Origin of the sequence: Actinospineispora spinosispora DSM 44797 (assembly GCF_000429025.1) — a bacterium.
Lineage (GTDB): Bacteria > Actinomycetota > Actinomycetes > Mycobacteriales > Pseudonocardiaceae > Pseudonocardia > Pseudonocardia spinosispora.
Window position 1 is genome coordinate 172,662 of the sequence record NZ_KE386837.1, and the last position, 22,556, is coordinate 195,217.

The following is a 22,556-nucleotide window of genomic DNA, read 5'->3' on the forward strand; positions in this document are numbered from 1 at the left end:
GCTCACACCTCCCGGAACGGGGCCGCGCCGGCGGGCAGCTCCCGGCGTACGTAGTGGCTCGGGTCCTTCAGCTGGTGCAGCACCGCGGGCACGATCTCCTTGTACGCCGCCCAGATCGACGGGTACGCGGGAGCGAGATCGTGGCGGATCTCCTCGTGCAGCTCGGGCAGCCGGTGGTACGGGATCGTCGGGAACATGTGGTGCTCGACGTGGTAGTTCATGTTCCAGTAGAGAAACCGGTTGATCCGGCACATGTGCACCGTGCGGGTGTTCAAGCGGTGGTCCAGCACGTTCTCGCCCATGCCGGCGTGCTGCGTCCAGCCATAGAGAACGTGCATGAACGTGCCGTACATCCGGGGCCCGCCGATGTAGAGCAGCGGCAGGATCGAGCCGGTGACCAGCGCCGACGCCGTGGCGGCCAGGTAGATCGCCAGGTGGATGCGCGCCGTCCGGTACACCCGCCACCGCTCGGTCTCCGGGATGAACGTGGCCTCTTCGGCGCCCAGCCGTCCGAGTGAGTGCCGCACCAGGTCGCGCAGCGCGACCGGGACGTCGTACAGGCCGGCCAGGTTGGCGATGACCTTCGCCAGCCGCGCCGGGCGCATCACCTGGATCTCCGGGTCACGCCCGACGATGAGCGTGTCGGTGTGGTGACGGGCGTGGCTCCACCGCCAGACCGTCGGATCGCGCATCATCATGAACGAGGCCAGCTGGTAGACGGCGTTCGCCATCCACCGGGTCCGGAACGGCGTGCCGTGGCCGCACTCGTGCCAGCGCGAGTCACCGCCGGACCCGTAGAGCACGCCGTACACCAGGAAGAACGGGACGGCGAGCCAGCTGCCCCAGAACACGAACCCCAGCGCCCCCGCGACGACCATCAACCCGAGCCAGATCGCGGTGTCCCGGATCGCCGGCCGGTCGGAGCGGCGCATCAGCTCCTTCATCCGCCGACGTGGGATGTCCGACCGGAACCACTGCCCGCCGACCAGCCCAGCCTCGACGGCGCGATCGGCTTCCGGCCCGACCAGCGAGTACCGCTTTTTCGGGCCTGTTCCGCGCGGAGTTTTTCGGTGACCACCCCACTCGCTTCGCTTCGGGGGTACTCCCAGAAAAACAAGGCTCCTTCGTCGCCCGTCGCGCGCCTCCTTGCCGCCTGGGAGCCGCCGCTCGGGGTGAGAGCCTACTTGCGGACATTCAAGGCGCCGGCCTTCGCCGGAACTCCTATCGGAGCTTTGTTGTGGCTGGATTTGTGCTGGCTCAACCATCGCCGCGACCCAGGATCGAGCGCAGGTGTTCGACGCTCGTGTGGACGTCGGCGACCGGGCCGATACCGGTGGGGGCCTCGGTCAGGATCGTGTCCTGTTCCAGGACGTACCAGCCGTCGTAGTCGCGGGCCCGCAGGTGGCCGACGATCGCCGCGATGTCGACATCACCCTGGCCCAACGGCCGGTACATGCCGAGCCCGACCGCCTCCGTGTAGGAGCGGCGGCTGTCCTGGACCTGCTTCGCCAGGCTCGCGTCGACGTCCTTCAGATGGGTGTGCGCGATCCGCTCGGGAGACTGGCGGGTCAGCTCGGCCGGGTCGGTGCCGCCGATCAGCAGGTGCCCGGTGTCCAGGCACAATGCGATCGACGAGCCGTCCAGCACGCGGCGCACGTCGTCACCGTTCTCCACCATCGTGCCGACGTGCGGGTGCAGCACGGCGTGCACGCCGACCTCGGCGGCCACCGCGGTCAGCCGATCCAGGTTCGTCAGCAGGGTCGTCCAGCCCAGCTCGTCCAGCTCGGGACGGGAGTCGTAGCCGTCCTGACCGGTGATCGCGGACAGTACGAGCGTGCCCGCGTTCGACGTCCGGTACTGCGCCAGCAGGGTCCTCACTTCGGGGACCGGGTCGTGGTCGGGCACGTGCAGCAGCAACGGGGTGAACCCGCCGACGGCCCGCAGGTGGTGCTCGGCCAGCGTCGAGGCCATCGCGTCCGGGGCCGAAGGCAGGAAGCCCGCCGGGCCGAACTCCGTGGCGGACAGCCCGACCTCGCTCATCTCGGTCAGCACCCTGGCCGGGTCCAGCTGGAAGCCCCACCCGGGGACCTCGCAGACACCCCAGGAGATCGGTGCGCCGGCAATCTTGCTGCTCACGGGGTACGTACCTCCTCGATGCGGACGGGGCGGTGCTCGCGTTGCGACAGCGTCGCGGCCTCGGCGATCCAGCCGGCCGCCATCGCGTCGGCGACGGTGCACGGCGACGGCCGGCTGCCCGCGACGAGCTCGGTGAACGCGGCCAGCTCGGCGCGGAACGCCGGTGCCAGCCGGTCCATGAAGAAGCTGTGCGGAGGCCCGGCGGGGAAGCCGATGCCCGGTTCGACCGAACGCAGCGGCAGACCGTCGTCCAGGCCGACGGCGATGCTGTCGCGCGAACCGTGCAGCTCCAGCCGGACGTCGTAGCCGCGCGGGTTGTAGCGGGTGTTGGAGACCAGGGCGAGCGTGCCGTCGTCCAGGGTCAGCGTCGTCGCGGCCGTGTCGACGTCGCCGACCTGCTCGAACGCGGCTCCTTCGTGCCCGTCGGCCCGATTGCCGCCGACCGCGTACACCTCGACGACCTCGCGCCCGGTCACCCAGCGGACCGCGTCGAAGTCGTGCACCGAGCAGTCCCGGAAGATGCCGCCGGACACCGCGACGTACGCGGGCGGCGGTGGCGCCGGGTCGAGCGTGGTGGCCCGGACCGTGTGCAGCCAGCCCAGCTCACCGCTGTCGACGGCGGCCCGAGCGGCCGCGTACCCGGCGTCGAACCGGCGGGGATAGCCGATCTGGACCCGATCGTCGCGGCCGGCGAGCCTCGTGGCCAGCTCGACCGCGTCGGTGATGTCGGCGGCCAGCGGCTTCTCGCAGAACACCGGCAGGCCGGCGTCGACGGCGGCGAGCAGCAGCTCGGGATGTGCGTTGGTGGCAGCCGCGATCAGCACGCCGTCGATGCCCGCCGCCAGCAGTTTCGCCGGTGATTCGGCGATCTCCGCGCCCACCTCGGCGGCGACCCGTGCTGTCGTGTCCGGGACGGCGTCGGTCACCACGAGCGAGTCCACGACGTCCAGCTCGGACAGCGTGCGCGCATGGAACGCACCGATCCGGCCCAGTCCGATCAGTCCTAGGCGCATGTGTGTCCTCCTTCGCAGGTGGTCCCCGTGAGTGTTGCGGCCGCCTATAGCCGGTCTAGCCACTCACGACGAAAAGCGTGTCGTGAGTGGCTGGACCGGCTACGCTTCGCGCCCCTTCGGGGTAGACGGCCGCACCACTCACGAGGGGTATGTGGGGCGTAGCGGGAAGCCGGCGGCCGTGTAGACCGCGTCGATCAGGTCCGCGTTGGCGATCGCGTCGTCGAGGTCCAGCGGGAACGGAGTGCCGTCGCGCAGGTGGGCACGCAGCGCGTCGAGCTGGTAGGTGTACGACGAGCGCGCACCCAGGTGTTCGGTGCGCTCGCCCGCCGGGGTGCTGATGATCAGTCGGTCGTCGCGGTGCGGCGCCACGAAGTTCGGGGCCGTGACCTCGCCCTTCGAACCGGCCAGGTGCAGGGAGAACTGCCGGGCCTCGTTCATCGAGCAGTGCACGGAACCGCTCACCCCGTTCGGGAAGGTCAGCTCGGCGTCGATCCACTCGTCGACGCCCGGGCTGCGTTCCCCGCCGAGGGCCGAGACGACGGTCGGCTCGCCGCCGGTCCACGGTGCGAGCGTGCGGTGCGCGTGCAGCGCGTAACAACCCAGGTCCATCAACGCGCCACCGGCCAGCTCGAACGACCAGCGCAGGTCGCCGGGGGCCGGGGCCTCCATCGACATGTGCGCCTCGACGGCCCGCAGCTCGCCGAGCTCGCCGCTGTCGAGCAGCTGGTGGATGCGACGCATGAGCGGGTGGTGCAGGTAGTGGAAGCCCTCGACCACGGTGACACCCGACGCGCGCGCGATGTCCGCGACCGCCCGCGCCTCGGTGGCGTTGCTGGCGAACGGCTTCTCACTCAGCACGTGCTTGCCCGCCTTCACCGCGAGGGTGTTCCACGGCCCGTGCATGCCATTGGGCAACGGGTTGTAGACGACCTCGACCTCGTCGTCGGCTATCACCGCCGCGTAGTCGTCGAGGGCTCGCTCGACGTTGTTCTCCCGCGCGAAGTCCTCGGCGCGGGTCCGAGACCGCGCGGCCACCGCGACCAGCCGGTCACCGGTCAGCCGCGAGGGTTTGATCAGTGCGTTGGTGGCGATGCGGGCCGCGCCCAGCACACCGATCCGCAACGGCTCAGTCACGTCGTGGCCCCTTTTGCTCGACTCTGATGCGGGGGATTTAAAGCGCTTTAATACGGAGTACTATCCTGCCGGGACACCACCGGTGTCAATGGGCCGACCGAACGGAATGCGTAGGGTGCTGAATCCGGGGCGACGCGTGCGGCTGGACGACGTGGCCGCCGAGGTCGGCCTGTCGACCGCGTCCGTCTCGCTGGTGCTGCGCGGCGCCCCCGGCCCGAGCGCGGCGACGAGGGAGCGGGTGCTGGAGGCCGCCGAACGCCTCGGCTACCGTCCCGACCGGGCCGCGAGCCTGCTGGCCGCGCACCGGAGCCGCCTGATCGGCGTGCTGCTGGAGGTACGCAGCACGTTCCACGCCGAGCTGGTCGACGACCTGCACGAGACGGTCGAGCAGCACGGCTACGACCTGGTGCTCAGCACGATCACCCGGAGCCGGAGCGAGCGGCGAGCGGTCGAGACCCTGCTGGACTCCCGCTGCGAGGCGCTGGTCCTGCTGGGCCCGGACGCGCCGGCCGAGCGTCTGGTCGAGCTCGACCGGCAGGTGCCGGTGGTGGTGGTGAGCCGCTGGGTCGACTCCCCGGACGTCGACGTGGTGCGCTTCGCCGACGAGGAGGGGGTCGCGCAGGCCGTCGAGCACCTCACGGAGCTGGGCCACCGGGACATCGCCTACCTGGGCGGCCATCCCGGCGTGATCGCCGCGGAACGTCAACGCGGCTACCGGCTGGCGATGGACCGCGCGGGCCTCGCGGCGCGCACGCTGCCCGGCGGCGCGGACGAGGCGGCCGGCATGAGCGCGGCGCGCGAGCTGCTCGACTCGGCGGAACCGCTACCCACGGCGCTGGTGGCGTTCAACGACCGCTGCGCGGTCGGCCTGTTGGACGTGTTCGTCCGCAACGGCGTCGACGTGCCCGGTCAGGTGTCGGTGGTCGGCTACGACGACGACCAGCTGGCCCGCCTGGCGCACGTCGCGCTGACCACGGTCGCGCAGGACACGGCGACGCTGACCGAGCACGCCATCAGCCTGCTGATGCAACGTCTGGACGGCTCGCGCACGGAGCACCGGGAGGTGGTCCTGCCCCCAGCCCTGGTGGTCCGCCGAACCACAGCCCCACCTCGTGAGTGTTGAGTATGGCTATGACCACACTCAACACTCACGAGGTGTACAGGGGCGGGGTGTCTCGCAGGGGGACCGGTTCGCGCGCGCCGGAGCGCAGCGCCGCCAGGCCGGCGTCGCAGACGACCGTGGCCGCGTAGCCGTCCCAGGCGCTCGGGCCGGTCGGCTCCGTGCCGGCGGCGACCGTGGCCAGCCAGTCCCGGAACTCGGCGTCGAACGCCGAGACGAACCGCTCCCGCCAGTCGACCGGCACCCGCCCGCCGAATCCGCCGTTCGACTTCACGATGGCGCCGGGACTCTCGGACAGCGCGACGGTCCCGTCCTCGCAGATCACCTCGCCCCGGATGTCGTAGCCGAACGACGCGTTGAGCAGCACCTCGACGTCGACCAGCACCCCGTTGGACATCTCCAGCAGCAGCAACAGCGGATCGTCCAGCGAGGCGAGGGCCCGCCGGTTCTGCCGAGGCTTGAAGACGGTCACCGAGACGATCTCGGCGGAGAACATCCACCGGGCCACGTCGATGTCGTGCACGGCGCTGTCGGTGATGATCGAGTCGCTGGTGAAGTGCGCCGGTACCGACGGATTGCGATGCGCCGCGTGCATCAGCAGCGGTTGACCGAGGGTGGCGCCCTCGACCACCTCGCGCACCGCCAGGTACCGCGAGTCGTACCGGCGCATGAAGCCCACCTGGACCGACCGGCGGCCGGCGGCGACCTCCGCGTCCAGGATTCGCGAGCACGCGGCGGCGGTGTCGGCGAGCGGCTTCTCGCAGAACACCGGCTTGCCCGCCGCGATGGCGGCCAGGACGTACTGCTCGTGCGTCGGCCCCCACGAGGTCACCACGACGGCGTCGACCGACGAGGACTCGATGAGCTCCTCGCCGGTGGCGAACACCTGTGCGCCGGGCAGGCCGGCGGCGACCTCGTGTGCGCGCGCCTGGTCGACGTCGGAGACCGCGGCGACCCGGGCGTCGGCCAGTACGTGGGTGAGGCGGCGGATGTGGTCCTGGCCGATCATGCCGGTGCCGATCACGCCTACGTTGATCATGTGCCTCCTTGCGTCTACTACCCGTGAGTGGCGAGTGGTGCTACGCCTTCGGCGCCGCTTCGCGGTAGCACCACTCGCCACTCACGGGCGCTTCAGTTCGTGGGTGAGTTCGGCCAGTTCCTGGCCGCCTGCCATTTCGGTGGTCAGCTGTTCGAGGGTGACGTCGGCGCGCTTGCGGTCCAGGACGCAGCGGCCCAGCTTCAGGATGCTGAAGTGATCGCCGACCATGAACGCGTGGTGCGGGTTGTGGGTGATGAACACGACGCCCAGCCCGGCATCCCGCGCGGCCGCCGTGTACTTCAGCACCACACCGGACTGCTTGACGCCCAGCGCGGCGGTCGGTTCGTCCAGGATCAGCACGCGCGCGCCGAAGTACACCGCCCGGGCGATCGCCACGCACTGGCGCTGCCCGCCGGACAGCGTGCCGATCGGCTGGTTGATGTCCTTGACGTGGATACCCATCTTGGCCAGCTCGGCGTCCGCGATCCGCCGCATGGCCTTGATGTCCAGCGGCGCCAGCGGGTAGTTGCCCTTGCGTAGCTCCGAGCCGAGCCAGAAGTTGCGCCATACCTCCATGAGGGAGACGACCGCGAGGTCCTGGTAGACGGTGGCGATGCCCCGGTCCAACGACTCGCGGGGCGAGCCGAACCGGGTCTCGACGCCGTCCACTTCTAGGGTGCCCTCGGTGTGCGGGTGCAGCCCCGAGATGATCTTGATGAGGGTGGACTTGCCGGCGCCGTTGTCGCCGAGCACACAGGTCACCTCCCGCGCGCGGACGGTGAGGTCGATGCCTTCGAGGGCCTGGATCGCGCCGTAGGACTTGCCGACGCCGGTCATCCGCACCAGCGGCGTATCGATCGAGGGTTCCACCGGGGCGGGCTCCGAGAGAGTGTCGGTCATCGTCGTCTCACTTCCGGGTGCTCGAGTACTTCTTGACGTACAGGTTCACCACGACCGCGAGCAGCAGCATCGCGCCGAGGAACGCCTTGAACCAGTTCGGGTCCCAGCCGGCGAACACGATGCCCTGGGTGACCATGCCGAAGATGAACGCGCCCAGCGCCGACCCGATCGCCGAGCCGTACCCGCCGGTCAACAGTGCGCCGCCGACGACGGCCGCGATGATGTAGACGAACTCGTTGCCGACGCCGAGCCCGGACTGCACGCTGGAGAAGTTGAACAGCAGGTGCATGCCCAGGAACCAGGCCAGCAGCGCGACGCCCATGAACAGGCCGATCTTGACCTTCGGCACCGGCACCCCGACCGCGCGGGCGCTGTCCGCGTTCCCGCCGGAGGCGAAGATCCAGTTGCCGGTCCGGGTACGCAGCAGGATCCAGCTGGCCAGCGCCACGAACGCGAACCACCACAGCACCGTCACGTTGATCGTGATGAAGCCCAGATCGACGTTGCCGGCGAACAGCGCGCGGGCCGAGCTGAAACCGTCCAGCTCGGTCACGCTCGTCGTGGCGACCGTGCCGGTGACCATCTTCGTGACACCCAGGTTCACACCCTGCAGCACGAAGAACGTGGACAGCGTGATGAGGAAGCTCGGGATCCCGGTGCGCACCACCAGGTAGCCGTTGACGAACCCGATGGCCAGCGTGATCACCAGGCTGATGATCACGCCGACCCACATGTTCAGGCTGAACTGGTAGCCGATCATCGCCGAGGCGAGCGCCGAGCTGGTCACCAGCACACCGGCGGACAGGTCGAACTCGCCGCCGATCATCAGCAGCGCCACGGCGACCGCGACGATGCCGATGGTCGAGCTGGCGTACAGCACGGTGGCGAACGCCGGCAGTGTCCGGAACGGCGCCGCCACCGCGAAGAAGAACACGAAGATGGCGACAGCCGCCGCGAACGCGCCGACCTCGGGCCGGGCCAGTACCCGTGCCAGCAGTGAGCGTTGGACCCGCACGGGCGGGGCGGTCGGCGAAGCCGACGTGCTTGCGACGGTCATCTCCGCACTCCTAACGGGTGTTCTGAGCTGCGTAGTTGGCGATCTTGCCGATGTTGGTGTTGTCCACGAAGGACGGACCGGTCAGCACGGGCTTGCCGCCGCCGATATCGTTGCCGTTGGTCAGTGCCAGCCACAGCGAGGTGACCGCCTGATAGCCCTGAACGTAGGGCTGCTGGTCGATGGAGAACGCGATCGTGCCGTCCTTGATGTCCTTCGCGACGTCCGAGCTGAGGTCGAACGTGACGATCTTGGCCTGGCTGTTGCCGCCCTGCTGCTTGGCCTGCAGCGCGGCGAGCGCGATCGGCGCGCCGAGCGTCACGATGTAGCCGATCGACGGGTCCTGCTGCAGCTTCGCGCCGATGGTCTGCTGCACCGACGGCAGGTCCGCGCCGTTGACCTGCAGGTTCTCCGTGTTCGGGAAGGTCTTCTTCACCCCGGCGCAGCGTGCCTCCAGTGCGACGCTGCCCTGTTCCTGCACGACGCAGATCGCCTTGCCGCCAGCACCTGCCTGGGTCATCCGTTGCCCAGCGGACTGACCGGCGAGGTCCTCGTCGGAACCGAAGTACATGCCGATGCCGTACTTCTGGTAGTCGCTGATGCCGGAGTTGAACGCGACCACCGGGATGCCCGCCTGCACCGCCTTCTGCGCCGCCGGTCCGACCTGGTCGGCGAACGCGAGGGTGACCGCGATGCCGTCGACGTGCGAGTCGATCGCGTTCTGCACCAGCGTGGCCTGCTGACCCGCGTCGTTGTTGTTGGAGTACTTCAGGTCGACGTTCAGGTGCTTCGCGGCGGCCTCGGCGCCGGAGCGGATCTTGTCCCAGAAGAAGTCACCCGGCTGCTCATGGGTGATCATCGCGATGGTGTAGCGCTTGCCTGCGTCGCCCGAGGCAGCGCCGCCCTGGTTCTGCGCGCCGCCCTTGCTGCTGCACGCCGCGAGGCACACGGCGAGTGCTAGCCCTATTGCAAGGCGAACAGTCGTTCCGCGCACCAACTTACGAGTACTCGACATTGAGTAATCCTTCTTCTTCTCAGGTTGCGGTGGGGAAGTGATAGGACGCCCCGCTGGGCATTTCCGCCCGGGGCCAGCGGGACGTGACGACCTTCGCGCGGGTGTAGAAGGAGACGCCTTCGGGACCGTGGATGTGCTTGTCGCCGAACAGCGAGTCCTTCCAGCCGCCGAAGGAGTAGTAGGCCATCGGCACCGGGATCGGCACGTTGATGCCGATCATGCCGACCTGCACGCCGCGTTGGAACCGTCTCGCGGCGTCGCCGGAGGAGGTGAAGATCGCGGTGCCGTTGCCGTACGGGTTGGCGTTGATCAGTGCGATGGCCTCCTCGACGGTGTCGGTGCGTACGACCGACAGCACCGGGCCGAAGATCTCCTCGCGGTAGACGTCCATCTCGGTGCGCACCCGGTCGATCACCGTCGGGCCGACGAAGAAGCCGTTCTCGTGGCCGGGCACCGTGAGGCCTCGCCCGTCCACGGCCAGCTCGGCGCCCTGGGTCTCACCGCTGCCGATCAGCCCGAGGATGCGGTCCCGCGCCGCCTCGGTGATCACCGGGCCCATCTCGCTGTCGGCGTCTCGGCCGGAGCCGACCTTCACCGCGCGGGCCTTCTCGCTGACCGCCGCGACGAGGTCGTCGGCGGCCGAACCGACCGCGACCGCCGCCGAGATGGCCATGCAGCGCTCACCGGCCGACCCGAACGCTGCCGCGACCAGGTGCTCGGCGGCGAAGTCGAGCGAGGCGTCCGGCAGCACCACCGCGTGGTTCTTCGCGCCGCCGAGTGCCTGCACACGCTTGCCGTTGGCGCTGGCCCGCTCGTGGATGTAGCGCGCGATCGGGGTGGAGCCGACGAAGCTGACGGCGGCGACGTCCGGGTGGTCGAGCAACCCGTCGACCGCTTCCTTGTCGCCGTTCAGGACGGTGAACACGCCGTCCGGCAGCCCTGCCTGCGCCCACAGTTCCGCGACCAGCTGTGATGCGCTCGGGTCCCGTTCGCTCGGCTTGAGGACGAACGTGTTTCCGCACGCGATCGCCACCGGGTGCATCCACATCGGGACCATCGCCGGGAAGTTGAACGGCGTGATCCCGGCGCACACTCCGAGCGGTTCGCGGAAGGAGAACACGTCGACGCCGGTGGACACCTGGTCGGAGTAGCCGCCCTGCAGCAGCGTCGGGATGCCGCAGGCGAACTCGACGACCTCCAGGCCGCGCTGCACCTCGCCGAGCGCGTCGGACAGGACCTTGCCGTGCTCGTCGGTGATCAGCTCGGCGATCTGCTCGGCGTTCGCGTTGACCAGCTCACGGAACGCGAACAGGATCTTCGTGCGCGCGGACAGCGAGGACTGTGACCACTGCTGGAAGGCCGCCCTGGAGCTGCGCACGGCCCGGTCGACGTCCTGGGCGTTCGCCAGCGCGACCTCGGCCTGCTGCTCGCCGGTCGCCGGGTTCCACACCGGGCTGGTGCGTCCGCTGCTACCGGTGTCGGGTTTGCCGTCGATCCAGTGCGTGATCGTCCTCAAGTGCCCGCCTCCTTCGTCTACGACCCGTGAGTGTTGTGGGCTGCTATGGCAGCCCACAACACTCACGGGTTCAGGTAGGTGCGTTGGGTGGTCTTGTGCTGCTCATAGGATTTGCGCGCCTGCTGGGTGCTGTCCAGTGCGGAGACCTGGGCGACCGGGACGTCCCACCAGCTGTCCGAGTCCGGCACCGGTGCGAGCGGGTCGGTCTCGATGTGGATCGCGGTGGTCCTGGTCGAGGCCCGGGAGGTCGCCAGCGCGTCCCTGAACTCGGCGATCGTGCCGACCCTGATCACCTCGGCGCCGAGGCTCGCGGCGTTCGCGGCCAGGTCGATCGGAAGCCGCTCGCCGTCCAGGCGGCCGGTGTCCGGGTCGCGGAAGCGGTACGCGGTGCCGAAGCGCTGCGAGCCGACCGACTCCGACAGCGCGCCGATCGAGGCGAACCCGTGGTTCTGCACGATCACGATGTTCAGCTTGATGCCTTCGGACACCGCTGTCACGATCTCCTGCGCCATCATCAGGTACGACCCGTCGCCGACGACGGCGAACACCTCACGGTCCGGGTCGGCCATCTTGACTCCGAGCGCCCCGGCGATCTCGTAGCCCATGCACGAGTAGCCGTACTCGACGTGATAGGCCTTCGGGTCGGACGCCCGCCACAACATCTGCAGGTCACCCGGCATGCTCCCGGCCGCCTGCACGATCACGTCCGAGGGTGCGAGCACCTCGTTGAGCGCCCCGATCACCTCGGTCTGAGCGGGCAACGGCCCATGCCCCAGGTGGTAGGCCCGATCCACCACGGCGTTCCACCGCCCCATGTCCCCGCTCCACCCCACCCGCGAGTCGCTAGATTCCGCGGCGCGAGTCGCTGGATTGTGCAGTTCATCGGTGAGCGCGTCGAGCCCCGCGCGGGCATCCGCCACGAGCATCGTCGCCGACTGCTTGGCCGCATCGAACGCGGTGACGTTCAGGTTGACGAACCGCACGTCAGGGTTCTGGAACGCGCTGCGCGACGCGGTGGTGAAGTCGCTGTACCGGGTGCCGACGCCGAGAATTACGTCCGCGTCCCTGGCCAGCGCGTTCGCCACCGGAGTGCCGGTCGCGCCGACCCCGCCGACGGAGTTCGGGTGGTCCCAGGCGAGAGCGCCCTTGCCGGCGTGCGTGTCCGCGACCGGGATGCCGGTCGCCTCGGCGAACCGCAGCAACGCCTGGCCAGCCTCGGAGTAGACGACCCCACCGCCCGCGACCAGCAACGGCCGCCGGGCGCCGCGCAGTACCTCGACGGCGCGGGCCAACGCGGCAGGCTCGGGAACCGGCCGGGCGACGTGCCAGACCCTGCGGTCGAACAGCTCGTCGGGCCAGTCGAACGCCTCGGCCTGCACATCTTGGGGCAGCGAGATCGTCACCGCGCCGGTCTCGGCGGGATCGGTCAGCACCCGCATCGCGCCGAGCAGCGCCGACGGCAGCTGCTCGGGCCGGGTGATGCGGTCGAAGAACCGCGACACCGGGCGGAACGCGTCGTTGACCGACACGTCGAACCCGCGCGGGTCCTCCAGCTCCTGCAGCACCGGGCTGGCGACCCGGGTGGCGAAGAAGTCGCTGGGCAGCAGCAGGACCGGGATCCGGTTGATCGTGGCCAGCGCCGCGCCGGTGACCATGTTCGTCGAACCGGGTCCGATCGACGCCGTGCACGCCATCGCCTGCAGCCGGTTGCGGGTCTTCGCGTAGCCGACGGCGGCGTGCACCATGCCCTGTTCGTTGCGGGCCAGGTGGTAGCGCAGTGCGTCGGTCTCCAGCAGGGCCTGGGCGATACCGGCGACGTTGCCGTGGCCGAAAATGCCGAAGCAGCCGGGGACCAGACGTTGCTCGACGCCGTCGCGTTCGCTGTACTGGTTGGCAAGGAAACGGACCAGCGCCTGGGCGACCGTGAGCCTCATGCCGATGCCTCCACCGTGCCGGTCAGGGGCAGCCGAGGGTCGATCTCCTGGCCGGCCCAGGTGTCGCGGATCCAGGCGTGCGCCGGGTCGTCGCAGATCAGCCAGGCCCGTTCCGGGCTGGGGCCCGCCATGACGTTCAGGTAGTACAGCGGGTAGCCGGGCACCGCCATCGACGGGCCGTGCCAGCCGTGCGGGATGAGCACCGTGTCCCCGGATCGGACCTCGGCGCACACGTCGATCTCCCGGTCGGGACCCGAGCTGTAGACGCGCTGGTAGCCGATGCCCGAACCGCCGACCTCGAAGTAGTAGATCTCCTCCAGCTGGGCTTCGCCCTCGCGCTGCTCGTCGTGCTTGTGCGGGGGATAGGACGACCAGTTGCCCGCCGGGGTGAGGACCTCGACGGCGATCAGCTTGTCCGCCTCGAAGGTCTGCGGGGTGCAGAAGTTGTTGACCTGTCTGCTCGCCTGACCGGCGCCGCGCAGCTCGACGCCGACGCCCTCGGCCGGGCCGTAGCGGGCGGTCAGCTTGCGGGTGGCCCGAGCCGCCGGCAACGCGAACCGCCCTCCGCCCGCCGAGCTGATCGTGGCGGCCGAGTCCATCGGCAGGTAGGCGAAGTCGGTGACCCTGGAGAACACCGAGGCCCGCCCGTCCAGTGCGAAGTCCGAGCCGTCGCAGCTCACCGAACACGCGCCCGACAGCGGCAGCACGACCATCTCGTCCGGACCGGTGTCGAGCGAGACGGCCCCACCGGCCGGCAGCTCGACGACCCGCAGCGAGCTGTACCCCCACCCCGCCGACTCCGGCGTGACAACAAGCTCGAACGCGCCCTCACCACTCTCACCGCGCCGCACCACATGCTCGCTCACGCCACACTCCCCTCAGCTCGCACAGACCGGGTACACGCCGCACAGAGGCCCCAGCCTCTGTGCGGCGTAGAGACGGTCTGTGCGGGCATCGCCGTCGCGGTCACAGGAGGCTCACCGCCGCGTCGACCGCCGCCGCCACGTCGTCGTCGGGTGGGAACAGGAGGCTGCGGCCGATCACCAGGCCCTGCACCGCTGGCAGCGTGAGCGCTTTGCTCCAGCTGTTCAGCGCTGCGTCCTGGTCGCCGGTGACCTCACCGCCGAGGATCAGCGACGGCAGGGTCGTCGCGGCCATCACGCGTTCCATGTCCGGCACGATCGGGACCTTCAGCCAGCTGTACGCCGAGGTGTTGCCCAGCCCGGCGGCGACGCCCATCGCGCGGATCATCGCCTCCGCGGTCAGCTCGTTGCGCACCCGGCCGTCGACGCGGTGCGAGATGAACGGTTCGACCATCGCCATCAGCCGGTGCCCGGCCAGCTCGCTGACCGCGCGGCCGGACGCCGCGAGCGTCGCCACCGTGCCCGGGTCGTCCGGGTCGATCCTGGTCAGCATCTTGCCGCCGTCGAAACCGGAGGCGGCGATCCCGGCGGCGTCGTAGGCGGTGAACCGGTCGTCGATCTCGAACGCGGTGCCGGCGAGGCCGCCGCGGTTCATCGAGCCGATGACCACCTTGTCGTCCAGCGCGCCGAGCAGCAGCAGGTCTTCCAGGACGTCCGGGGTGCCGAGCACACCGTTGACGCCGGGCCGGGACAGCGCGAGGCACAGCCGGTCCAGCAGCTCGATGCGGTCGCCCATCGCCAGCGCCCGGTCACCGACCCGGACCGCGCCGCGGGCCGGGTGGTCGCAGGCGATCATCATCAGCTTGCCGTGCTCGCCGAGCAGTGAGCTGGGGCGACGCCGAGCGGCGGCGGCCTCGGCGACCGCGCCCGGCCGGTGCACCCGGGTGCTGATCAGCTCGGTCAATCGGTCATCCCGCATGAACGGACCCCTCCAGCACTGCTGAGACCTCGTCGAGAGTGGGCATAGCGTCGGCGCAGGCCAGCCGTCCGGCGACGATCGAACCGGCGGTGTTGGCGAACCGCATGACCCGCTCGAGATCCCAGCCGGCGAGCAGTCCGTGGCACAGCGCGCCGCCGAACGCATCGCCCGCGCCCAGACCGTTCACCACGTCGACCGGAACCGGCGCAACCGTGACCTCGCCGTCGGAGGTCGAGGACGCGAGCACCCCGTCCGGTCCCTGCTTGACCACGGCCAGCCGCACCCCGGTCTCGTGCAGCGCGGCCGCCGCTTCCCTCGGGGCCCGGGTCCCGACCGCGGTGTCGCATTCGTCGAGGTTGCCGACCGCGACCGTCGCGTAGGCCAGCGCGGCGCGGTACTGCTCACGCGCCGCCTCCCGGGACGACCAGAACATCGGCCGGTAGTCCAGGTCGAACACGGTGAGCGCGTCCGGTCGCGCCTCGGCACGGGACCGCAGCGCATGCAGCGTCGCCTCCCGGCTGGGCTCGGTGCTCAGGCCGGTGCCGGTCATCCAGAAGATGTCCGCGCCGATGACCGCGTCCATGTCCAGCTCGGCGGGGTGAATCTCCAGGTCGGGGGCCTTCGGCAGCCGGTAGAAGTACAGCGGGAAGTCGTCCGGTGGGAAGATCTCGCAGAACGTCACCGGCGTCGGGTACGTCGTGACCGGCGTGACCTGGCCGTCGTCGACGCCGAACCCGCGCAGCGCGTCGTGCAGGTACTCGCCGAACGGGTCCGCGCCGGTCCGGGAGATCAGCGCGCTGCGCCTGCCGTACCGGGCGGCGGCGACCGCGACGTTCGCGGCCGAACCGCCGAGGTACTTGCCGAACGTGGTCACCTCACGCAGCGACACCCCGATCTGCAGCGGGTAGATGTCTACCCCCAGCCGCCCCATGGTGAGCACTTCCGGAGCACTCATATCGACCTTTCGCCGCAGGTGATACCTCTATCGGGTTAAAGGTGTACTCTCCATCACAGCGCGAGGTCAATACTTTGTCCTTACATACTTTGTCCTGACAAATGGGGGCGGGTCGTGGCGGAGCGAACGACGGTCTGGGGCCTGGTCCCGGACATGGCGCTGGACCGGAGCAGCCCGGTCCCGCTGTACTTCCAGGTGGCGACCCGGCTGCAGGAGCTGATCGAAGAAGGCGAGCTGCCGGTCGGCGGCAGGCTGGAGAACGAGGTCGAGCTGGCCGACCGGCTCGGCGTGTCCCGCCCGACCATGCGCCGCGCGATCGGCTACCTCGTCGAGCGCGGCATGCTCGTGCGCAAGCGTGGCGTCGGTACCCAGATCGTCCACCCCAAGGTGCGCAGACCGGTCGAGCTGTCCAGCCTGTACGACGACCTGAGCAAGTCCGGCCAGCGCCCGCGCACGCTCGTGACGCTGCTGGAGATCCGGCGCGCACCGGACGCCGTGGCCGAGGCGCTCGGCATCCCGTTCGGCACCGAGATCAACTGGCTGGAACGGGTCCGGCTGGCCGACGACGAGCCACTGGCGATCATGCACAACGCGGTGCCGCTCGACGTACTGCGGCTGAGCCGGACCGACCTCGAGTACCGGGGTCTCTACGAGCTGCTGCGCGCCGCCGGCTACGTGCCGAGGATGGCGAACCAGACCGTCGGTGCGAAGTCCGCGAGCACCGCCGAGGCGGCGCTGCTCGACGAGTCCCGCGGTGCGCCGCTGCTCACCATGACCCGCACCGCATGGGACGCCGCCGGTCGAGGCGTCGAGTACGGCTCGCACGTCTACCGCGCCAGTCGCTACTCGGTCGAGCTCACCCTCACGAGCTGACTCGCGCCGCGCACGTCCCTCGGCGGTGTGCGCGCTGCTTCCGCGAGTCGGGCACGTGGGCACACCGAGTTGGGGGTTCGGGCACAGGAGCTTGTGCTGAGGCGCGCGACTCGGTGTGCTGAGGTTCCCGACTCGCGGGGTGGGGGTGCCCGGCGTGCTGGGTGGGTCAGTGTGTTGGGCAGCCGGACTCGTGTACCTCGTCGTTCGGGTACTCCTCGGGGTCCGCCGGCGCTGGGATTGAGCGGAGGGTCACGGCCGCGACGACCGTGATCACCGCCGCGATGAGTGCGGCTATCGCCGAGGTCAGCTGCAGGCCCGAGACGAAGGCCTGCTGGGCCACCGCTCGGACCGCCGCACCCGTTGCGGGCGGCAGGTCCGCCGCGACCGTCAGCGCCGCTCCGAGGGTGTCCTTGACCGCCGACGTGGTCTCCGGTGAGAGCCCCGCCGGCAGCCCGGACGTGACCCCACCGCGGTACACGGTGACGGCGATACTGCCCAGCGCCGCGATTCCCAGCGCGCCGCCCAGCTCGGCCGCCGTCTCCGACATGCCGGTGGCGGCACCCGCCTTCGCGGGCGGGGCGGACCCCACGATCATCTCGGTGGTCAGGCCGAACACCGGGCCCAGCCCCAGCGAGATCACCACCGACGCCAGCACCAGCACGAGCAGCCCGTCCCGCACGTCGACCTGGGTGAGCAGTACCAGTCCGACGGTCGAGGTGGCGAGCCCGCCCGCGACCACGTATCCCGGCCGCACCCCGGAGAGCAGTCTCGGCGCGAGGTTGGAGCTGATGATGAAACCGATCGCCGACGGCAACGACCACAGACCGGCCACCAGCGGCGACTGCCCCAGCACGAGCTGCAGGTACTGCGCGATGAACAGGAAGTAGCCGACCATCACGAAGATCGACAGGAAGTTGGTCACCAGCGCCGAGCTGAACGCCCGGATGCGGAACAGCCCCACGTCGAGCATCGGGTCGTCCAGCCGACGCTGGCGACGCACCCACAGCACACCGACGATCACACCGGCGACGATCGACACCGAAGCCGCCACCGTGACCCCGTCCTGCGCGATCTGCTTCAGTCCGTAGACCACCGCCAGCAGCGCGACGACCGACATCGCCGCGCTCAGCACGTCGAGCCGCTTCGCGTCCGGATCCCGGTACTCCGGCAGTACCCGCGGCCCGAGCACCAGCAGCGCGGCCATGACGGGCAGTCCCAGCAGGAACACCGAGCCCCACCAGAACCACTCCAGCATGAGCCCGCCCAGCACCGGCCCGATCGCGCTGCCCGCGGAGAACGCGCTGATCCACACCCCGACCGCGGTGGTGCGCTGCTTCGCGTCCTGGAACATGTGGAAGATCAGCGACAGCGTCGACGGGGCGATCGTGGCGCCGGTGATCCCGAGCAGTGCACGACTGACGATCAGCATCTCCGCGCTGGGGGAGAACGCGGCGAGCACGGACACCGCGCCGAACGCGGCGGCCCCGACCAGCAGCAGCCGGCGCCTGCCGATCCGGTCGCCCAGTGTGCCCATGGTGACCAGCGCACCCGCGACCATGAACCCGTACACATCGATGATCCACAGCAGCTGCGCGCTCGTCGGCCTAAGGTCCTCGGTGATCGCCGGAACCGCGAGATGCAGCACCGTCAGGTCCATCACGTAGAGCAGGCAGGCCAGCGACAGGATGGCGAGACCGACCCACTCTCGGCGGGTAGCCCTGGGAGCGGTGGTCGGGGAAGTCATCGGGCGGTCCTCTCGCTGGTGGTCGTCACAGATGTCGACTCACCGACGGAGTAAAACTCATCGGCCCGACAGTGTCCGCCGAGTTTCGGCGGGAGGGAACTCAGCCAGGTGTCGTTGTCAGCTGTCACAAATTATTGGCTATAGCGAATTCTAGGGATGACAGCGACGTGATCGCTTGACATGCTCGCGCAGCAGACATCACCGATATGGGATGAGCTTCTCCCCGGTGCAGACGGTCAGGGTAGGGGGTTGCGGTGCGCCGAGGTCATGCACCGACCACTCTTCTGGACCTCGTCGATCGCAACGCACGGGCGAACCCCGGGGTCACCGCGATCGTCGACGGTGAGTTGCGCGTGACCTGGCACGCCTATCGCACGCGCGCCAGGGCCATCGCACTCGCGCTCCTGGACCTCGGCGTCACCAGGGGCGAGGTCGTCGGCCTGCACATGATCAACCGCGCCGAGCACGTGCTGGCCGACGTCGGTGCCCTGATGGCGGGCGCGACCCCGGCCAGCTACTACAACACGCTCTCCGCCGAGCAGCTCACCCACGTCGCGCACGACTCTGCGGCGACCGTGGTCATCATCGATGCGCGGCAGCTGCCCCTGTGGCTGGCGATCCGGGAACGGCTACCCCGTCTGCGGCACATCGTCGCGCTCGATCTGGACCCCGATGAACCGACGCCGACCGGGATCCTGCTGTTCGAACAGTGGGCGGATCATGCCGAGAACGAGCTCGCCACCCGCGGTATGCAGGTGGACGCGGCCAGGGCACGCCACGGCCTGGAGGACCCGCTGAGCATCGTCTACACGTCCGGCACCACCGGGCAGCCCAAAGGGACGCTCGTCAGCCAGTCCTCGGTCTGGTTCATGTTGGACGCCACGACACGGCAACTGGAGGAGCGGAACGGGGGGCCGATCCCGGTCGGCTGGACGGCGCTGTCCTATCTGCCGCTCGCGCACATGGGGGAGCGGGTGTTCAGCCACTACGCGGCCCTGCGCAACGTCGTGACGGTGGTGTACGTCCGCGACATCCACCGGCTGCCGACGGCGCTGAAGGACACCAGGCCCTACATCTTCTTCGGGGTGCCGAGGATCTGGGAGAAGCTCTACAGCGCGGTGCGGGACAACGCCGCTGGTGGGGGCCCGCTTCGGCGCATGATCGGCCGGACCGCGATCTCGGTGGCGATGGCGGCGGGGAGGGCGACGTACGAGGGGCGCTCGAAACCGCTGCTCCATCCGGCCATGGAACGGTTCGTCTATCAGCGGGTTCGGACCGCGCTCGGCCTCGACCGGGTGGTGTTCGCCTGGACCGGCGCGGCGGCGTTGCCCGTCGAGCTGATGGTGTTCTTCCGAGGTATCGGTCTGGCGATCATCGAGGTGTACGGCATGACCGAGGCCGCGTTCGTGACGGTCGTGCCGCAGGACGCACCTCGGTTGGGCACCGTCGGCACGGTGCTGCCCGGCGTCGAGCTGATGCTGGCCGACGACGACGAGATCCTGGTCAGGGGGCCCAACCTCACGCCCGGCTACCTGAACCGGCCGGACGCCACCGCCGAGGCGATCGACGCCAACGGCTGGTTGCACACCGGTGACCTCGGCAGACTCGACCGCGACTACTACCTGACGATCATCGGCCGCAAGAAGGAGATGATCATCACCGCCTTCGGGAAGACGATCGCCCCTGGCACCATCGAAGCAACCTTGGCCGAAGGCTCCGAGCTGATCGGTTCGGTCTTCGTGTACGGCGACGGCAAACCCTGCCTGGTGGCACTCGTGACGCTGTCGGCGAACTGGCGGTCCTGGTGCGATGCCCGAGGTATCAGAGCGTCGTCGGCGTCGGCCGCGGTGACCGACGGCCGGGTACGCATGGAGGTCGCCAGGGCGCTCGGTGCGGGCAACGCCAAGCTGTCCCGCGCCGAGCAGCCGAAGAACTGGACGTTGATCCCGGACGTCTGGGGCGTCGAGACCGGCGAGCTCACCCCGACCCTGAAACTCAAGCGACCGGTCATCACGCAGCGCTACCACCACGACCTCGACGCGCTCTACGACCAGCAGAAAGCCGGCTCCTGGTCCTAGGTGCGCCGGATGCGCAGCGGGAGTGACTCCCAGCCGCGCAGGGTGTTGTTCGGCTGCCGCACCCCGTCGTCCACCATCTCGATCGTCCGCACGCGCTGGATCAACGCGGCGAGCAGGGCTTCGGCCTCCAACCGGGCGACGTGCTGGCCGACGCACTGGTGCAGTCCGAAGCCGAATCCGACGTGGCCCGACGGGTCGCGCGTCAGGTCGTAGGTGTCCGGGTCGTCCCAGCGGCGCGGATCCCGGTTCGCGGCGGCGAGGAACATCAGGATCTTCTTGCCGTCGGGCACCGTGCCGGACCCCGGGATCTGGACGTCCGTGGTGGCCGTGCGGAAGAAGGTCTGCACCGGGGACGCCCAGCGGATGGCCTCGTCGAACGCGACCCTGGCCAGCGCCGGACGTTCCCGCAGCGCGCGCCACTGCTCGGGATGGACGGCCAGCGCGTGCAGGACGGCGCCCAGCGCGTGCACGGTCGTGTCGACGCCGGCCGACAGCAGCGAGCGCACGATGAGCGGGGCCTGTTCGGCGGTGATGTCACCCCGGTCGGCGGCCGCCCAGATCCGGGCGCCGAAGCCGTCCGGGGTGAGCATGTCCCGCGTGCACCGGGTGTTCACCCACGCCGCGTGCTCCGGCGCGGCGTGCGCACCGGCCGCTACCAGGTCGTTCGCCGGTCCGAACGTGTTGAACAGGTGGTTGCCGTAGGGCAGCAGGTGGTGGCGGTCCTCGGGCGGCAGCCCCACGGCGTCGGGGAAGACGCGCAGCGGGAAGGCTTCGGTGAGCTGCTCGACCGCGTCGAACTCGTCGTGTGCGACGACCTCGTCGACCAGCTGTTGAGCGTCGGCGAACCACCGCTCGCGCAGCCGGCGCAGCTCGCGCTGGCCGAGGATCGCGGACAACACCCGCCGAGGGGCGTCGTGGCGCGGCGGGTCGGCCTCCAGCAGCAGGCTCGGTGGCCGCCACGGCTTCTCGAGGCGGAAGTTGGACATGCCGACACCGGCTCCGGACTGGAAGTCCTGCCAGTTCACCAGCGCCGCGTGGACCTGTTCGTAGCGGGCCATCGCGTAGATGTCGTACCGCCGCAGGTGCACCACCGGGCCCGCGTCGCGCAGCGCGGCGTGCATCGGGTGCGGATCGGCGAGCGTCGTGAGGTCGAACGGGTCCGCGTCGGACACCGGAATGCGAACGGCAGTGGTCATCACACGTCCAGTACGAGTCGGTCGGACAGGGAACGGGACACACAGGGGAACAGGCAGTCGCCGCGCGCCCGCTGTTCGTCGTCGAGGATCGAGTCGCGGTGGTCGGGTACGCCCTCGAGGACGCCGATCTCGCAGGTGCCGCATGTGCCCTGCCGGCACGAGGACAGCACGTCCACCCCGGCGGCACGCACCGCGTCGAGCACCGAGATCCCCGGCGCGACGGTCACCGTGGTGCCACTGGCGGCCAGCCGGACCTCGAACGACGTGGCTCGCCGCGGCGCCGGCTGCTCGCGTGCGACGAACCGTTCGGTGCGCAGCGCGTGCCGGGGCCAGGGCAGGCAGGCCTGCTCGACGGCGGCCAGCAGCGGCGCCGGCCCACAGCAGTAGACCTTGACCTCGTCGCTCGGATCGGCGAGCCCGGTGGCCAGGTCGAGCAGGCCGTGCTCCTCCTGCGGCACGACCCGCACCCGGTCGCCGTACTCGGCGAGCCGGTCGAGGAACGCCATCGAGGCGCGCCGCCGGCCGCCGTACAGCAACGTCCAGTCGGCGCCGAGCAGCTGGGCCTGGTGCACCATCGGCAGGATCGGCGTGATGCCGATGCCGCCCGCGACGAACAGGTAGCGCGGCGACGGGACGAGCGGGAAGTTGTTGCGCGGGCCACCCAGTCCGACGAGGTCCCCGGCGCGCAGGTGTTCGTGCAGGTAGGCGGAGCCGCCTCGGCCCTCGGCCTCGCGCAGGACCGCGACGCGGTAGCGGAACGGGTCCCAGCGGTCCCCGCACAGGGAGTACTGCCGGGTCATCCCGTTCGGCAGTTCGAGGTCGATGTGCGCCCCCGGTGTCCAGTCGGGCAGCCGGGCGCCGTCCGGGTCGGCCAGGGTCAGCCCGACGACGTCCTCGGCGAGCTCGTCACGCGCCAGGACGGTGAGCGCGGTGCTGTCTCGACGCGGGACCATCATCTGATGGTGCGGTGAGCCGGGTCACGTGCGCGTCCGTTCTTCCGCTGAGCG

The 22,556-nt window shown here is 70.0% G+C and carries 19 protein-coding genes; 3 read left to right on the forward strand and 16 right to left on the reverse strand.

All coding sequences use genetic code 11. The annotated features are described in order from the left end of the window. Positions 1 to 2: 2 nt before the first annotated feature. The 4 genes from G406_RS0139690 to G406_RS0139705 all read right to left on the reverse strand — a co-directional run bounded on the left by G406_RS0139690 (position 3) and on the right by G406_RS0139705 (position 4,283). Positions 3 to 944: a fatty acid desaturase family protein gene (locus G406_RS0139690; protein ID WP_211241410.1), complete on the reverse strand. Its 942-nt coding sequence runs from the start codon at positions 942 to 944 to the stop codon at positions 3 to 5. Between the two features lie 313 nt (positions 945 to 1,257). Further along, positions 1,258 to 2,136, reverse strand: a complete 879-nt coding sequence (locus tag G406_RS0139695; RefSeq protein ID WP_028938173.1) for a sugar phosphate isomerase/epimerase family protein — start codon at positions 2,134 to 2,136, stop codon at positions 1,258 to 1,260. Continuing rightward, complete coding sequence (locus G406_RS0139700) at positions 2,133 to 3,149, reverse strand: Gfo/Idh/MocA family protein (RefSeq protein WP_028938174.1); 1,017 nt, start codon at positions 3,147 to 3,149, stop codon at positions 2,133 to 2,135. Before G406_RS0139700 ends, G406_RS0139695 begins: the two co-directional genes overlap by 4 nt. A 138-nt stretch (positions 3,150 to 3,287) precedes the next feature. Continuing rightward, positions 3,288 to 4,283 carry a Gfo/Idh/MocA family protein gene (locus G406_RS0139705; protein ID WP_028938175.1) on the reverse strand — a complete coding sequence of 332 codons (996 nt, stop codon included), beginning with the start codon at positions 4,281 to 4,283 and terminating at the stop codon, positions 3,288 to 3,290. Positions 4,284 to 4,389: 106 nt separating this feature from the next. Between G406_RS0139705 and G406_RS0139710 the strand changes: the two genes are divergently transcribed. Continuing rightward, the gene (locus tag G406_RS0139710; RefSeq protein ID WP_037080981.1) at positions 4,390 to 5,406 is read left to right on the forward strand and encodes a LacI family DNA-binding transcriptional regulator; all 1,017 of its coding nucleotides are present in this window, start codon (positions 4,390 to 4,392) and stop codon (positions 5,404 to 5,406) included. A 25-nt stretch (positions 5,407 to 5,431) separates the two neighbouring features. Here the strand turns inward: G406_RS0139710 and G406_RS0139715 are convergent, their stop codons facing one another. From G406_RS0139715 to iolC, 9 genes are all read right to left on the reverse strand, one after another. Further along, positions 5,432 to 6,442: a Gfo/Idh/MocA family protein gene (locus G406_RS0139715; RefSeq protein WP_037080984.1), complete on the reverse strand. Its 1,011-nt coding sequence runs from the start codon at positions 6,440 to 6,442 to the stop codon at positions 5,432 to 5,434. Between the two features lie 81 nt (positions 6,443 to 6,523). Next, positions 6,524 to 7,342, reverse strand: coding sequence for an ATP-binding cassette domain-containing protein (locus G406_RS0139720; RefSeq protein ID WP_028938178.1), 819 nt, complete (start codon positions 7,340 to 7,342; stop codon positions 6,524 to 6,526). Between the two features lie 7 nt (positions 7,343 to 7,349). Then, complete coding sequence (locus G406_RS0139725) at positions 7,350 to 8,399, reverse strand: ABC transporter permease (protein WP_028938179.1); 1,050 nt, start codon at positions 8,397 to 8,399, stop codon at positions 7,350 to 7,352. A gap of 10 nt (positions 8,400 to 8,409) precedes the next feature. Then, positions 8,410 to 9,345, reverse strand: coding sequence for a substrate-binding domain-containing protein (locus G406_RS0139730; RefSeq protein WP_245607386.1), 936 nt, complete (start codon positions 9,343 to 9,345; stop codon positions 8,410 to 8,412). Between the two features lie 85 nt (positions 9,346 to 9,430). Beyond that, positions 9,431 to 10,927 carry a CoA-acylating methylmalonate-semialdehyde dehydrogenase gene (locus G406_RS0139735; protein ID WP_028938181.1) on the reverse strand — a complete coding sequence of 499 codons (1,497 nt, stop codon included), beginning with the start codon at positions 10,925 to 10,927 and terminating at the stop codon, positions 9,431 to 9,433. A gap of 62 nt (positions 10,928 to 10,989) precedes the next feature. Further along, positions 10,990 to 12,861 (reverse strand): 3D-(3,5/4)-trihydroxycyclohexane-1,2-dione acylhydrolase (decyclizing), encoded by a 1,872-nt coding sequence (iolD, locus tag G406_RS0139740; RefSeq protein ID WP_028938182.1) that lies wholly within the window; start codon positions 12,859 to 12,861, stop codon positions 10,990 to 10,992. Continuing rightward, complete coding sequence (gene iolB / locus G406_RS0139745) at positions 12,858 to 13,727, reverse strand: 5-deoxy-glucuronate isomerase (protein WP_028938183.1); 870 nt, start codon at positions 13,725 to 13,727, stop codon at positions 12,858 to 12,860. The genes iolD and iolB overlap by 4 nt, the downstream gene beginning before the upstream one ends. A gap of 100 nt (positions 13,728 to 13,827) precedes the next feature. Continuing rightward, positions 13,828 to 14,703 carry a Cgl0159 family (beta/alpha)8-fold protein gene (locus tag G406_RS0139750; RefSeq protein ID WP_028938184.1) on the reverse strand — a complete coding sequence of 292 codons (876 nt, stop codon included), beginning with the start codon at positions 14,701 to 14,703 and terminating at the stop codon, positions 13,828 to 13,830. Further along, positions 14,693 to 15,658 (reverse strand): 5-dehydro-2-deoxygluconokinase, encoded by a 966-nt coding sequence (iolC, locus tag G406_RS0139755; protein WP_028938185.1) that lies wholly within the window; start codon positions 15,656 to 15,658, stop codon positions 14,693 to 14,695. Before iolC ends, G406_RS0139750 begins: the two co-directional genes overlap by 11 nt. 114 nt (positions 15,659 to 15,772) lie before the next feature. Here iolC and G406_RS0139760 point away from each other — a divergent pair, with 114 nt between their 5' ends. Continuing rightward, complete coding sequence (locus tag G406_RS0139760) at positions 15,773 to 16,531, forward strand: GntR family transcriptional regulator (protein WP_342666275.1); 759 nt, start codon at positions 15,773 to 15,775, stop codon at positions 16,529 to 16,531. Positions 16,532 to 16,697: 166 nt separating this feature from the next. On the opposite strand, the gene G406_RS52735 is transcribed toward G406_RS0139760, so the two are convergent. After that, complete coding sequence (locus G406_RS52735) at positions 16,698 to 18,275, reverse strand: MFS transporter (RefSeq protein WP_051343310.1); 1,578 nt, start codon at positions 18,273 to 18,275, stop codon at positions 16,698 to 16,700. Positions 18,276 to 18,529: 254 nt separating this feature from the next. Here G406_RS52735 and G406_RS52740 point away from each other — a divergent pair, with 254 nt between their 5' ends. Further along, entirely contained in the window at positions 18,530 to 20,353 is a 1,824-nt protein-coding gene (locus G406_RS52740) for an AMP-dependent synthetase/ligase (protein ID WP_051343311.1), read from the forward strand. On the opposite strand, the gene G406_RS0139775 is transcribed toward G406_RS52740, so the two are convergent. Beyond that, positions 20,350 to 21,549: a cytochrome P450 gene (locus G406_RS0139775; protein ID WP_028938187.1), complete on the reverse strand. Its 1,200-nt coding sequence runs from the start codon at positions 21,547 to 21,549 to the stop codon at positions 20,350 to 20,352. The genes G406_RS52740 and G406_RS0139775 overlap by 4 nt on opposite strands. Next, positions 21,549 to 22,502 (reverse strand): PDR/VanB family oxidoreductase, encoded by a 954-nt coding sequence (locus G406_RS0139780; RefSeq protein ID WP_245607387.1) that lies wholly within the window; start codon positions 22,500 to 22,502, stop codon positions 21,549 to 21,551. The genes G406_RS0139775 and G406_RS0139780 overlap by 1 nt, the downstream gene beginning before the upstream one ends. Positions 22,503 to 22,556: the final 54 nt, after the last annotated feature.